Annotated in this window: 12 protein-coding genes; 4 read left to right on the top strand and 8 right to left on the bottom strand. The window is 44.4% G+C overall.

Annotated elements, in window-relative coordinates; all coding sequences use genetic code 11:
- Position 1: 1 nt before the first annotated feature.
- From cas1f to ACXAC1_RS14370, 4 genes are all read right to left on the bottom strand, one after another.
- Positions 2-970, bottom strand: coding sequence for a type I-F CRISPR-associated endonuclease Cas1f (cas1f, locus tag ACXAC1_RS14385; protein ID WP_475062314.1), 969 nt, complete (start codon positions 968-970; stop codon positions 2-4).
- 161 nt (positions 971-1,131) lie between these two features.
- Positions 1,132-1,746, bottom strand: a complete 615-nt coding sequence (msrA, locus tag ACXAC1_RS14380) for a peptide-methionine (S)-S-oxide reductase MsrA (protein WP_475062312.1) — start codon at positions 1,744-1,746, stop codon at positions 1,132-1,134.
- Between the two features lie 63 nt (positions 1,747-1,809).
- The gene (locus ACXAC1_RS14375; protein WP_475062310.1) at positions 1,810-3,834 is read right to left on the bottom strand and encodes an FAD-dependent oxidoreductase; all 2,025 of its coding nucleotides are present in this window, start codon (positions 3,832-3,834) and stop codon (positions 1,810-1,812) included.
- A 96-nt stretch (positions 3,835-3,930) separates the two neighbouring features.
- Complete coding sequence (locus ACXAC1_RS14370) at positions 3,931-5,049, bottom strand: substrate-binding domain-containing protein (RefSeq protein ID WP_475062308.1); 1,119 nt, start codon at positions 5,047-5,049, stop codon at positions 3,931-3,933.
- 110 nt (positions 5,050-5,159) lie between these two features.
- Between ACXAC1_RS14370 and ACXAC1_RS14365 the strand changes: the two genes are divergently transcribed.
- From ACXAC1_RS14365 to ACXAC1_RS14355, 3 genes are read left to right on the top strand one after another with little or no spacing between them, the layout of a single operon-like run.
- A complete protein-coding gene (locus ACXAC1_RS14365) occupies positions 5,160-6,278 on the top strand; it encodes a substrate-binding domain-containing protein (protein WP_475062306.1) in 1,119 nt (372 codons plus the stop codon).
- Complete coding sequence (locus ACXAC1_RS14360) at positions 6,275-8,749, top strand: putative bifunctional diguanylate cyclase/phosphodiesterase (RefSeq protein WP_475062304.1); 2,475 nt, start codon at positions 6,275-6,277, stop codon at positions 8,747-8,749. The genes ACXAC1_RS14365 and ACXAC1_RS14360 overlap by 4 nt, the downstream gene beginning before the upstream one ends.
- A 58-nt stretch (positions 8,750-8,807) precedes the next feature.
- Complete coding sequence (locus ACXAC1_RS14355) at positions 8,808-9,998, top strand: MFS transporter (RefSeq protein WP_475062302.1); 1,191 nt, start codon at positions 8,808-8,810, stop codon at positions 9,996-9,998.
- A gap of 3 nt (positions 9,999-10,001) precedes the next feature.
- On the opposite strand, the gene ACXAC1_RS14350 is transcribed toward ACXAC1_RS14355, so the two are convergent.
- Positions 10,002-10,592: a TetR/AcrR family transcriptional regulator gene (locus tag ACXAC1_RS14350; RefSeq protein ID WP_475062301.1), complete on the bottom strand. Its 591-nt coding sequence runs from the start codon at positions 10,590-10,592 to the stop codon at positions 10,002-10,004.
- Positions 10,593-10,821: 229 nt separating this feature from the next.
- On the opposite strand from ACXAC1_RS14350, the gene ACXAC1_RS14345 reads away from it, so the two are divergent.
- Positions 10,822-11,754 carry an exopolyphosphatase gene (locus ACXAC1_RS14345; RefSeq protein ID WP_475062299.1) on the top strand — a complete coding sequence of 311 codons (933 nt, stop codon included), beginning with the start codon at positions 10,822-10,824 and terminating at the stop codon, positions 11,752-11,754.
- 75 nt (positions 11,755-11,829) lie between these two features.
- On the opposite strand, the gene modC is transcribed toward ACXAC1_RS14345, so the two are convergent.
- The 3 genes from modC to modA are packed head-to-tail and all read right to left on the bottom strand — an operon-like array spanning position 11,830 to position 14,389.
- Entirely contained in the window at positions 11,830-12,930 is a 1,101-nt protein-coding gene (modC, locus tag ACXAC1_RS14340; protein WP_475062297.1) for a molybdenum ABC transporter ATP-binding protein, read from the bottom strand.
- Positions 12,930-13,625, bottom strand: a complete 696-nt coding sequence (gene modB, locus ACXAC1_RS14335) for a molybdate ABC transporter permease subunit (RefSeq protein WP_475062295.1) — start codon at positions 13,623-13,625, stop codon at positions 12,930-12,932. The genes modC and modB overlap by 1 nt, the downstream gene beginning before the upstream one ends.
- 8 nt (positions 13,626-13,633) lie before the next feature.
- Positions 13,634-14,389 (bottom strand): molybdate ABC transporter substrate-binding protein, encoded by a 756-nt coding sequence (gene modA, locus ACXAC1_RS14330; protein WP_475062294.1) that lies wholly within the window; start codon positions 14,387-14,389, stop codon positions 13,634-13,636.
- Between the last annotated feature and the right edge of the window lie 284 nt (positions 14,390-14,673).

Here is a 14,673-nt window from a genome sequence, read left to right as displayed (position 1 = left end):
ATTAAGCGCTGCACTCCTCACTGATCGATTTAAGACTGTCGATCATAAAATCTAAGGCTTCACTCTGACGCACTGCCCCAATACAGGCTTGGCGAAATTCTTGCTCAGTATCGCCATTCATCGCACTTAGGAAAGCTTGTGGAAGAACAACTGCATCTTTCACTAGATCCGCTGCATCAAACACCAATCCGCCGCGGCGTGTTTTGCCATGTAAAACCGATAAACCATGAGGAAGCCCTAGCACCCAAGTTGCCGTCGCCCCCAGACCGTAGGCAAGATAATTACCATGATCTAAAAATCGATTAGCGAAGTCTGTTCCGGCGCCTTGTTTCACCCTTGAAAAATCATTGTAACCAGTCACTGTGCAAATGATTTTATAAAGCGTCTTAGTTAAGCGAGCTTCGCTTAGCATTAACGATTGCGTATCTTTGGCTTCTTCTACTTGCTGCTCAAACTGTTCTAACGCTTTATTTAAATTAACTACATTAATAGCTAACTCAGCTTCTTTTAGCTGCTTATTTTTAAGCCATTGCGCTTTGGTAAATTCGATACGATATTTTTGGATAAGTTTGGCAGCGTCTAACCGCTTGGCTTCGTCAAACCAAAATGAAACCCAGTTTTGCAAATAACCTACTGGGCGGTATTCACTTTGCGGACTAAAGAAAGAGACATCAAAATCGACTTCATTGGTAGAAAATAATGGTGCACCACCGCCACCACAAAAACCAATCAGTACACCAGCTTTAGCAAGCTCGCGTACAGCAGCTTGTGTAATAGACGTACCATTACCCAATATAAGCGTGGTGGTATTGGCAATAGGAATATTCCAATAGTAAGACTGTTTGCCTTCATCCGTGACATACTCCACACGGCCATCTTTGACCAATACTCGGCAATATTCGAGGTAATACATATTTGCACGCTTTGAGTGCAAAATCGTTTTCATATCCGAGGGGGAAAACTGATCCATATTCAGAGTCCTTTTTATCTTCCATGACACTATTTAGCTAAACCAATTCGTTATAGTCAACCTAACCCTAACTAAAGTAAGAGCTAGGTCGGTCTAGAGAACAACCCCAGTCTGTGGATAGCTATAGATGAGCGATCCTAAACACTCAAGAAGAGCTTTCGTTAGTGCTGATACTTCTTACTCGCCACACTCCCCCATAGCTCTTCGATACGTGCATCCCGTCCGCAGTTGAAGCGGTAAAACTTATAACGAAGGTTGTTTTTCAGGTAGTAGTCTTGGTGGTAGTCTTCGGCCAAGTAGAAGGTACTCGCAGGGAGGATTTCGGTGACGATGTCGGCGTCAAAAGGTTTGCTTTGAGCAGTGCTTGCAAGTGAAGCTTTGAACACATCGTGCTGTTGCGCATTTTGATAGAACAAGCCGGTGCGATAAGGGTCACCCTTATCGCAGAATTGTCCTGTTGCGTCGGTTGGGTCGATGGTTAACCAAAAATAATCGGTGAGTTCTCGTAGGCTGACGACGTCATCGTCAAAGGTGATTTTGACGGCTTCGTAGTGTCCCGTTTTTTTGCCAGCTACTTGCTGATAAGTAGGGTTGGCAACGTGCCCACCGATGTAGCCTGACACCACATCGATGACACCTTCAATGCTTTCAAAGTCGGATTCGACACACCAAAAGCAGCCGCCAGCAACAATCAAGCTGTGCTCTTGCGCCATAGCTGGGGTAGTCATATTCAGTGCCGCGAATGTCATGGCACTGGTTAAAAGAAGCTGTTTCATAACCTGTCCTCTTAATCATTACTCTGTATCGTTGAGTAGGAAGAGGACTGGTATCGTCCTCTTTTAAATTTGCAAAGCGATTTTTGTCCCTTGGGCAATGGCTCGTTTCGCATCCAGCTCTTTGGCAACGTCTGCCCCACCGATCAAGGTGTAAGGCAACTCTAATCCGTCGACTAGGCTGCGATCAGGTTCTTGACCCGCACATAAAATGACATGATCGACTGCTAGACAAAGGCTCTGTTCATCACGTTCAATCCATAGTCCCGAGTCATCAATTCGCTGATACTGACAGCCTGACCACATCTCAACGCCATGTTGTTTCAATTGAGCTCGATGTATCCAACCGGTTGTCTTGCCGAGTCCTGCCCCAGGCTTACTGCGCTTGCGTTGTAGTAGATAAATCTTACGTGTCGACTCCATCATTGGTTGACTGGCTTCAGTCGCTAATCCGCCTCGCGCTTGCAAGGTTTGATCAATGCCCCACTGCTGAGCAAATTGTTCAACCGTGGTCGTCTCGTCGGCTTCACTTAGCAAGAACTCAGCCGTATCAAAGCCAATGCCTCCAGCACCAATAATCGCTACGTTTTTACCAACGTTGACTCTATCTTTGAGAACATCGAGGTACGAAAGCACTTTCTCATGACCAACACCCTCCAGCTCAGGCACTCTAGGGCGAATCCCCGTGGCCAATAGCACATGATCGATGGACATTGCATTTAAGGTACTGGCGTCTACTTTAGTATTTAGACGAACCTCTACCCCTAATTCTTTCAGTCGCGTAGAAAAATAACGCAATGTTTCTGAGAACTCGGATTTTCCAGGGATGGTTTTGGCAACATTAAATTGCCCACCGACACGGTCGTTCGCGTCGATCAAGGTCACTTGATGGCCCCGTTCCGCAGCCGTAACGGCTGCGGCAAGCCCAGCTGGCCCAGCACCGACAACAGCAATCCTACGAGCTGTTTGTGCTGGCTGAACGACCAATTCCGTTTCATGGCAGGCATAAGGATTGACGAGGCAACTCGCTACTTTACCTTCGAATACATGATCTAAGCAGGCTTGGTTACAGCCAATACAAGTGTTAATACGTTCCGCTTGTCCGCGCTCGGCCTTGTTCACAAACTCAGGGTCCGCGAGGAATGGTCGCGCCATAGACACCATATCTGAGTCACCACGAGCCAATACTTGTTCAGCAATATCGGGAGTATTAATACGATTGGTGGCAATTACTGGAATAGAAAAGTGGTCTTTAAAAGCTTTTGTTACCCAACTGAATCCCGCTCTGGGGACACAAGTTGCGATGGTCGGTACGCGGGCCTCATGCCAGCCAATACCAGTATTGATGATGGTTGCGCCCGCCTGCTCAACGGCCTGACCCAGTGCAACAATCTCCTCGAACAAAGAACCTTGCTCAACCAAGTCCAACATGGATAAACGGAAAATAATAATAAAGTTCTCGCCTACGGCAGCTCTAATACGACGTACCACATCGACGGGAAAGCGAATGCGATTAGTGAACTCGCCACCCCATTCATCATCCCTATGGTTGGTGCGCTCGACTAAAAATTCGTTTAGCAAATAGCCCTCAGACGCCATGATTTCCACGCCATCGTAACCAGCCGCGCGAGCAAACAAAGCGGTATCAACAAAGTCTTGCACTTGCTTCTCGATTTGCTCTGGGCTCAGGGCGTGTGGCTCAAATCGGTTAATCGGAGCGGTGATAGGTGAAGGCGCAACAAGGTTAGGGTGATAAGCATAACGCCCTGTATGAAGAATTTGCAGACAAATTTTGCCACCCTCTTCATGCACCGCATCAGTAATACATTGATGAACGGACAGGCTCAGCGGTTCATAAGGAAATGGATACGGCGAGCCTTCTGCATTGGGACTAAAGCCCCCAGTCACGATCAGGCCAACGCCCCCTTTGGCACGAGCGCGGTAAAAGGCGGCTAAACGCTCGCCCGTATGGTCTTTTTCTTCCAAACCAGTATGCATTGATCCCATTAGGATACGATTTTTAAGTGTCGTAAATCCTAGATCTAGCGGTTGAAACAAATGTGGGTAATTATTGTTATTAGGTTTTGCCATGGGCAAAGCTCCAAGTAGATTCAACACCTACTCATGATTGCAAAACCTGCCCCCTCAGCAAATAACAAAACAGCGCATTAGCCCTTGCAAATTAGCTTATTGATCAATTTGACTCGAGTAGCGAAACGCTTCTTCAGTCAGCCTGTTTATTTCCGCATCAGTCATTTGATCATCCACGATTTGAATACGCCCTAAGTAAACCCTCGGTACTTGCTTTTCTTTATGCTCCAAAGTCAGTTTTATAGCTTCTGCTGTGGCCACACCAACATCATCACTCATGCGCATAGGTGTCGCATTAAGGTGGCCCTGTTTAATTTTATCTATTTCCGCTGCCGTACCACCCCATCCAGTCACATATAGCCGATTCATTAACTGATGATCTTTTAAATACTCTAGCGCTCCAAGAGTCATCGCAGTGTTAGCATTATGCAACATACTTACTTCCGGAAAGCTTTTGGTTACCAGTGATGCACCATCGACACCACCGCCAGCTTGATATTGGCCAAAGTGCTCGTACAAACTTATCCAATCACCTCGAGACTCAACACATTTTTTAAACTCTTCTGAGCGTTGGTCATCTGTTATTCCAGGGATACCGCGGTTCATAGCAAAGTAGACATCATCCCCCAATCGCTCGACAACGAAATCACACAGTGCTTTTGCGCCTTCGGAGCTCGAGAAGTCAAACCATGCATCAGGTTGGGCTATCCAATCCTTAAAAGGCGTATGGAAAGCCCAAACATAGGTTTTAAACTGGCTTGAATCTGACAATCTCTGAATATTCTCAGCCTGCACGGATAATTCAGAAGGACCAAAGATGACATAGTCAAAGTGATCGGCCTGCTCAAGTACTTGATCGGTATAGCGAGTTTGGAGGGTGTGCTCAATCTGGCGCGAGCTGTATTCCTCAATATGGTAATTAATACCAAGGTCCTTAAGACGCGAAATTAAAGCATGATAATTCCGAACCCAAAAGTCAGATAGATCAGCACTAGGGTAAATCAAAGCTATCTGAATAGGTTGAGTAAGATTTCCTTCAAATGGCACTGGCGGCTCACTGACTATGTTTTGAAATGCATCAAGCCCCCCCGCAGAATTTACCTCTTGCGGCAATAAGTAGGGTCTACTATCACTGCGCTGCTCAAGCTCTGCAGCCGTCACCATACTTGTTATAAAAGCACCTAAAAATAGCCATCCTTTTACAAATCTAGACATTTCTCAATCCTATTAAAACAGTCAAACCACTTATCAGTGCATACAATGCAATTTAAAGGTACACGGATTTTCCTAATGACATAAACTTAAAAGAGTAAGGGTTTGTAACCGTGGCACGCTTAACCAATATCAGAAAACAGATATACCATTACTATTTAATTAGTGTACTCATTTTTTGTTCTTACGCCACGCAGGCTGAGGGCTACGACTTTCAGCAGATACAGCAAAGAGTTAATACTGCTATCCAAGAAAAAAGTGCGTGGCAAGGGCCTTTATCAGGGCCTATAATCAATTCAAACAAGCAAATAGTTTTTATCGCTTCAGACTTAAGGAATGATGGTGTGAGTAGCGTTGCCAAGGGTATGAGTGATGCGATTTCAGAATTAGACTGGCAGCTGCGCTTACTAGACGGCAATGGCTCAAAAATTCGTCAAGCTGCCATACTCAATCGAGCAATTGCAATGCAGCCTGATGGTATTGTTCTCGGTGGGATTGACGCAAAGCATCATAGACGAGCTCTTAACATTGCAAAACAACTTGGCATAACTGTCATTGGTTGGCATGCCGCCAACCATGTAGGAGAACAACAAGAGCTAGGCTTGTTTACTAACATTACCACTAATGCTCAAAAGGTAGGGGAAATTGCGGCCTCTCTCGCCATTGTCGACGCTAAAGGGAAAGCTAAGGTCGTCATTTTTACAGATTCAAATTACAGCATCGCGACGCTGAAAGCCAACAGTATGGCCCGTGCGATTGAAGAATGCCCACAGTGCGAGTTAGTGTGTATAGAAGACATACCTCTAGATAATATTGCTAATGAGCTTCCCGCTACAATCTCCCGACTTCTGGAAAATAACCCAAATCAAATAACGCACTTTCTCGCCATCAATGATCTGTATATAGATTTCGCTATCCCTACGTTGCAGACACTTGCTACGGAATACGATCATATACCCCAGAACATTTCAGCTGGAGATGGTAGTTTTGAAGCCTATAACAGAATTGGAAGTCGTTTCTTTCAGCTGGCCACAGTGCCTGAGCCTTTGTTTATGCAAGGTTGGCAAATAGTAGATGAACTAAATAGAGCTTTCCATCAACTCCCGCCAAGTGGCTATGAGGCGCCTGTCCATTTAACTGTCAAAAGTAACGTGCACACTATCGATCAAAGCATTGGTGTATACGACCCCAAAAATAAATACCGCGAAAACTATATGAGGATCTGGAAGTGATCTTTAAAAGAGCGAGTTTAAGCGCACGGTTTGCGCTAACTGTGATTATACTGTTCTCAGTCTTTGGATTAGGGATAGGTTTCCTCATCCGCTCTTTATTTTCTATTGAAGCGCTTTTAGAAGAAGAATCAGCTCGTCATGTTGAAGAGCTAACCATAAATTCAATGATCAGCCGCGAAATTTTCGAATTATCGTCGCGGGTTCGACTACTTGAACAGACATTTCTTTATGATGAAGATATTTTGTCAGAAGAAGGCTTTAACATAGATGGTCAATTGCAAAACATAAGGTCACTCTCAGAAGACTCTAACTTTGTGTTGAAGATGGACGATTTTATCGTTGATTTCCATCGTTTTATTGGTAACTCGGTTACCCTAAATCGTATATTAAAGGAACTTTCAATCGTTGATCACAAGCTGGGAAAGAAAATTGATCTATTAGACGAGCACCTGTCAAATCATTTTGTATCTCAAGCTATAATCTCGCCTAATACTCCTTTGCCAGCGGATTTAGAGGTCATGCACTTCATCAGAGAGACATACCTCCGAGCAGGGAAAATGGCATCTTCTGTTCGCAGCCGAATTACACCTGATACAGAACGAGTCGTGATTATTAGAGTCGAAAAAGAGCTCAATATTCTTTCCATGCATTTAACGAGTATGGGCCCATACAACCCTCAGGTAAGCAAAGCACAAGATAATGTTCGTCAGGCAATACGACTCTACCGAGCTGTTCTTAGAAAAATGACGGCAAACCTCAACCAACGATGGACGGTCATGGACGCGCTGATCAACTCTCAAACGAATTTGCTAGGGTACGTTGCTGATAATGAGCAAATCGTACAAAACAGTGCTATGAGAATATCCAGTGACCTGAAAAAAGATTTAGTTATAACAAGAGCTTGGGTATTTATATCCAGCTTTTTAGCTTTATTTATTGGTATATCCATCATACTACTTATGGTCAAACGACATATCGCCAGACCATTATCTGAACTGAAAGATAGATTCCAAGAAATCGAGCAAAATAACTTCGATCACCCCGTTAAGCTGGATCGATTGGATGAATGGCGAGTAATAGAAAATGCTTTCAACCGGATGTCAAATAGGCTAAAGAAGACTTATGGAGACTTAGAAGACGAGCGCATAAAACTCGATAATTTGGCCCATAGAGACCCTCTCACTGGCTTAGCAAATCGGCTTCTCATATATAAAAAACTGCATAAAGCGATCGCTAGCAGCACTCACAAAGCGACTTCATTTGCAGTCTTGTATATGGATATTGACCACTTTAAAACCGTTAATGATTCATTAGGACATAATGCTGGGGATGAACTTTTAAAAGAAGTTGCAGACCGTTTATTACAACTAACACAAGCAGAAGACGTTGTTTCTCGATTGGGTGGTGATGAGTTTATGATTTTATGTAACTCAGCACGTACCATAGAAGATGCTACACATCTTGCTTGCACTATTAATGAAGCGCTAAGGAAGTCCTTTAAGGTGGATCAGCATACCGTTTTTGTAAGCAGCAGTATTGGTGTGTGTTTGTACCCTGAGCACGGTGACACGGTAGAAAAGCTCGTAAGAAATGCTGATACAGCTATGTACCACACAAAACGAGAAGGTAGAAATGGTTTTAAAATTTATCAAGATTCTATGACTTCAGAAGCACATGAACTGATGTCGAAGAGTTCAGGCCTGAAGAACGCCTTAATCAAACAAGAACTATTTGTCGTCTATCAGCCTCAGTTTGACGCACTTAATAAACGCATCATCGGCGCAGAAGCTTTAGTGAGGTGGTGCCATCCAACTAAAGGTGTTCTAAGACCTGCTGAATTCTTACATATCGCTGAGCAAACTGGCATTATCGTAGACTTAGACGATTATGTATTTAATTTAGTATTTGAAGATCTATCCGCTTGGACAAAGCAGAACTTGATTGACCAAGATTTTAAAATCTCCGTTAATTTTTCAGGTAGAAAACTATTTTCGGATCACCTTATAAATCAGCTAAATGAGAGAAAATCAACGTCACCAGCTATCACCTCTCAAATCATACTAGAATTAACTGAGCGTGATATGATTACTAATTTAGAACAGTGCAAACACGCTATTGAAAAAATAAAAAAACTCGGATTCAGAATAGCCATTGATGACTTCGGAACAGGCTACTCCTCTTTAGCTATCTTAAAGCATTTGCCCGTTGATATATTAAAGATAGACAAGAGCTTTATCGAAGGGCTCGGAGAAGATCCAGTAGACAGTCTTATCATTCAGTCGATTTTATCAATTGCTCGTGGTTTAAAACTTGAAGCCATTGCTGAGGGTGTTGAGACAGAACAACAATTGCATGTGTTACAAGGTGTTGGCTGCGATGCAGTTCAGGGTTACCACTTGTCTTACCCATTAGACAAATACAACTTATTGTCGCTATTAAAAGAACAAAAAGAGAATCCTTTAACGACATAATTGACCAAACGGTTTAGAATAGCGTCCCCATTTTGGACATTAAGATTAAGGACGCTTCATGCCCTCTTCCCACTCAGCATCAGAGCAAACTGCTTGGCTTGAGATATTTTTACTCTGGTTTGCAGGCATCAGCGCAGCCATGCAGTTTGCGAAGTTTTCCGTCTCCTATAATGAGCTGCTGACGTATTATCAGGCTGGCCCAACTCTCACAGGGGCAGCCATTTCTGTCGTTGGCACCATTGGGCTTGTTTTCGGTGTAACAGCTGGCTTGATCGCAGGAAAAATTGGTTATCGAAAAGTGCTCATTGGTGCTTTAATACTTGGGGCATCACTATCATTTGTACAATCTCTGCTACCAACATTTGAAATTGTTATGGCAACTCGAGTCCTTGAAGGCTTTTCCCAGTTAGGCGTTGTCGTTGCCGCACCAACCATGATCGCAAAACTCAGCGCAGCAAAACACCGATCTATTACCATGGGGCTATGGGGCACTTTTTTTGGTGTTGCGTTTGCGCTAACCGGTTTATTTGGCAAGTCTCTGATTAGCCACTTTGAGTTAAGTGGCCTGTATTTCACCCACGGGCTATTAATGGGCGGTATGGCTATTGCCCTAATCGCATTATTAGATAAAAACGAACAGCGTTACCACTCAGGTTCAGTGGCTTCAAACGAACCATATTTTAAGAAGCTTGGCAAAATCTACCGAACCCCACAAACGCTCTTACCGGGTTTAGTGTTCGTGTTTTATACCTGCACATTGGTCTCGTTGCTAACTTATATCCCCAACTTTATTGAATCAGACTCGTTGCGCGCCACTATGCAAGTCATCTTGCCCCTGCTAAGTACCGCAGGCACCTTTATCGCAGGCACGCTCTCGCAGTATGCGATGAGACCACAGCGAGTTGCTCAAGTCGCTTACGCTGGTCTTGCTTGTGGTGCGCTTGTGCTGTTTAGCAACCTATCTTCTGCGATGGCATTTTGCTTAGTAGTTGGCCAAATGGTGCTCTTTGCTGGACTGATCCCTGGAGCTGCGCTAGCAATGATTCCACGCTTAGCACGAAACAGTGACGAGCAAGCAAATGGATACGGTCTGATCGCCCAATTAGGTAATTTAGGTGCAACCGTCGGCCCCCCAAGCTTTGCTACTTTGATCACGGCATACGGTCTAAACGGTTTAGTCGGGCTGATCTGGTTCATATGCGCCATGGGCAGTGTATTTGCTTTCATGGCTGCCCGCATCGAACGTTAACACCTAGTTATTCTGTTGCACTAGTGAATCGATTAAGGCGGTAATGGATTCACTAGTCAGCTTTGAGTCATGGCGACACGGATTGATCTTAGGCAATAAAAATGCTTCTCGTGAGATAGCAAACAAGACAAAGAAATGCGAATCAGACACAGCGTGAAAAGCCATCCAGCGTTGCAAAGTCTGAATCAAGGAAAGCTCTAGTTGAGCAAAAAGTGTGCTGTCCTCTTCAGAAAATTTATGCGGTTCCCCCCAATGAATTCTGTAAGCCGCCAAGCGATCTTTAGCATTCGACCAATGCTGCCATATATCGATCCAGCCTTGTGAGAACACATCATTGCACTGCTCATGCTGAGTGATTAAACCATCTAACTCTGCTTTACTTCGCTCAATGATGTGTTTTAGCACTTCCTGCCATAACAATTGCTTCGATGGGTAGTTACTGTAGACGGTGGGCTTGGATACCCCCGCCTCCAGTACAACTTGGTCAATGCTCGTTCCTTGATAGCCTGCCACTTGAAATAAGTTCAATGCTGCGTCTGCTATCAGGCCCTTTTTGGAGGGGCGCCCTCTCGCCATGCTACGTCTCTTAATCATTTTATAATCATTAACGTAGCATTATGCCATCAATCTTCTTCGCGAGGAAAACGACTATTAGGGTTTATGACCTTCAAAAAAACACTTGCTTTTCGGCTAACTGTATAAGGGCTTCTGATACATAAAATGTATTACATCAAAAAGCATTACATTAAATTTCACACAGATAGTATAAATCGCTGTTACACTTAAAACATTGTTGTTGAATTCAGTGTAGGACGTAAAAAATATGAGCAACGAAAAATTTCGTTTGGTGACTCGCAGTGACTTTGACGGTTTAGTATGTGCCGTGTTACTGAAAGATTTAGATTTGATTGATGATATTTTGTTTGTTCACCCAAAGGACATGCAGGATGGAAAAGTCGACATTAACGCCAATGACATTACGACAAATTTGCCTTATGTTGCCGGCTGCCATCTTGCATTCGATCACCACTTAAGTGAAACGGTACGTAACGACAGTAACATTGATAACCATATCATCGATCCAAATGCTCCTTCCGCAGCAAGAGTGGTATACGATTACTATGGTGGACAAGAACGTTTCCCAGACATCTCACTCGATATGATGGACGCGGTTGATAAAGGTGACTCTGCGCAGTTTAATGAAGATGAAGTACTCAACCCAACGGGCTGGGTATTACTGAACTTCATTATGGATGCTCGCACAGGCTTAGGGCGTTTCCGAGAGTTCCGTATATCCAATTATCAATTGATGATGCAATTGATCGATTACTGTAAAAGCCACACCATCGAAGATATTTTAGCGTTGGAAGACGTAAAAGAGCGTGTCGACCTCTATTTAGAACACGACGCTAAAGCCAAAGAACAAATCAAACGTTGTGCAACCGTTCACGGCAATCTAGTTGTGTTGGATCTATTAGAAGAAGAAACTATCTACACCACAAACCGCTTCGTTATCTATGCGCTGTACCCTGAAAGCAACATTTCTATTCATAAAATGTGGGGCTTGAAAAAGCAAAATACGGTCTTCGCAATTGGTAAGTCGATCCTGAACCGAACATCTAACACGAATGTGGGTGAGCTGTGCTTGAAATACGGTGGCGGTGGTCATATGAATGCCGGTACTTGCCAGATTGAAAACGATCAGGCGGAACAAGCGCTCCAGGACATCATTAAAATCATTAACCAAGACGGATAGAACATCCCGATAGGCTGACTTTGACGAATACAGTTAGCCTATCTTACCCACTATCGTTTGCCTTTGCTGTACACTTCAACAAACCAGTGCAACAGACTTCACCTGAGCAACAACCTGTTGGCCAATGCTAAGACCTAATTCATAAGCTGAACGCTTAGTGATACGTGCCGTAAGACTCAGAACATCGCATTGTAATCGCACGAGCAACATGGCTTCATCTAAGTCTGGATCTATTCTTAAAATCTTGGCTGAGATCTTATTCAATATACTAGAAGCGGTCGCGTCTTCTAGCGTAATACTTACATCTCGGGCCAAGATTCGTATACGCAACGTTTGTCCAACCGAGATCCCCGTATCACGAACCCATACACTCACTCCTTGTGCACATTCCACTTGGGCCAAGTGCCACGTTTCTGATCGTTCAATGACTTGACCTTGCCAAATTGTTCCAGCATCAAATCCCGTAAACATCGGCAAGTCTGGTTGGGACAAGACTTCGGTCAGTTCCCCCTCAGCAATCTGTTTACCGTCTTTAAGCACTAACACGTGATCCGCGAGCTGAACGATTTCATCAATAGAATGAGTGACATATAAAATAGGGATGGAAAACACTTCTCGTAAGCGCGCCAGATAGGGCAAAATCTCTTGTCGACGAGCTTGGTCCAGCGAAGCCAAGGGTTCATCCATCAGCAATAACTTCGGCTGTATCAACAAAGCTCGCGCGATAGCCACCCGTTGACGCTCACCACCAGACAGCTCAATCGGGAAACGTTGTAACAAGGTCTCAAGCCCCAATAACGAAATTACCTCTTGGTAATAGTCGTCAGAAACCTTTTGATCTGCCCGCTTCATGGCAAACAGTAAATTCCCTTTGGCAGTGAGATGTTCAAACAGACTGGCTTCCTGAAACACGTAGCCAATTGAACGCTGGTAGGCTGGCGTGAATGACGCCCCTTGTTGCCATGCTTGTCCAGCAACGACCACTTCACCTTGCTCGGGCCGTTCAAGGCCAGCAATACAACGCAAAAACGTCGTTTTCCCTGAGCCCGAAACACCAAAAATAGCGGTAACTCCGCTATCCGGTAGCTCGCAATCCACATCTAAACAAAACCGGTGCTGTGCGGATTTTCGTTCAAGTTTCACTCTTGCTCGAAGCATTGATGGAGTATTAGCCATTATTTACGCGCCTTCATCAAACTAGACACATTCGCATGACGACGCACCCCATAAACGCCAAGTAACACTAGGAACGAGAACACTATCATAGCAATTGAAAGAATATGGGCCTGACCGTACTCCAGCGCTTCCACATAATCATAAATCTGCACAGAAACCACTCGGGTTTCATTTGGAATATTGCCGCCAATCATCAGTACAACACCGAACTCACCTACCGTATGAGCAAATCCCAGTATCGCAGCTGTCAAAAAACCCGGTTTTGTTAGCGGTAATACAACATAGAAAAATGTTTCCCATGGGCCGCAACGTAGCGTTGCTGCAGCTTCTAGAGGACGATTACCGAGAGATTCAAAAGCGTTTTGAATCGGCTGCACAACAAATGGAAGGGAATACACCACTGACGCCAGAACCAGCCCCCAAAAGCTGAAAGGCAGCAGCCCCATACCCAGTGCTTGTGTCAGTTGCCCTAAATAGCCATTAGGTCCCATGGCAACCAACATATAGAAACCTAAAACCGTCGGAGGCAAAACAAGTGGTAATGCCACCACTGCCCCCACAGGTCCTCGCCACCATGAATCTGTTCGTGCAAGCCACCACGCGACAGGAGTCCCGATGATTAATAAAATCACCGTTACCGTAAACGCTAACCGCAAGGTTAATCCGATCGCAATAAGGTCCGCTTCACTGAACATGAGCTTAATTACTCCGTTCCATAACCAAAACGATGGATCGTTTCTATGGCGGCGGGGCTTTTCAGAAAGGCCAACAAGTCTTTGGCCGCAAGGTTATCTTGTCCTCGCTTTAGCAAAACCGCATCTTGCCTGATCGGATGATAAAGTGACTTGGGCACCAACCAGCTAGAACCGTTTGTCACAGCGCCATTGCCCATAATTTGAGACAAAGCCACGAAACCTAGGTCCGCATTACCAGATGCAACAAACTGATAGGTTTGAGAAATGTTTTCTCCCATCACCCAATGAGCTTGAGTCGACTCCGTAAGCCCCATGGCATTGAGCACTTCAGATGCAGCATAGCCATATGGAGCAAGCTTTGGATTGGCCAAGGCCAGCTTATTAAACTGGCCAGATAATAGTGCTGCGGGTGACTGATCAATCAAATCTGAATCAGACGACCATAACGCCAATGCACCAATAGCGTACGTAAATCGAGTGTCTTGCAACGCCTCACCAGACGCCTCTAGGGCCAGCGGCTTTGCTTGGTCAGCTGACAAAAAAACATCGTAAGGTGCCCCATTTTGAATCTGAGCTAACATTTTTCCAGAAGAGCCAGACGACAGCACCACATCATGCTCCGTCTGGTACTCAAACTGTTCAACCAACGCTTTCATCGCCCTCGAGAAATTCGAGGCGACAGCAACATGTACTTGATCGGCCTGCGCCCACTGTGCGAAGCCAAGTAAAGCCATTACAGCACACCATTTATTACACTTAAACAAAGACGCTCCTTACGAGTGAATAAGTTATCTTAGAAGACATTTCATTCATAGGCATTATGTTGGTAAATAGAAAACATTTACAAGGCATTGTTTTGCGTAGCTTTCCTCGATAAATACGGAAAGATGTATCCGAAAAGTACATGAATAGAATCGGACAAGGAAACCATCCTCAATGACTTATCTCGTAATTTTTTTACACAATTCCCTACAAATAGTGTTTTTATAGGAATACAATACCCGACACTAAAAATTTGACTTGCATCAGGCGTATAATTTTTAGTGTT

The sequence above is a fragment of the Marinomonas sp. AWM4_232 genome (genome assembly GCF_056158325.1).
This window is presented reverse-complemented; position numbering and strand designations above follow the sequence as displayed.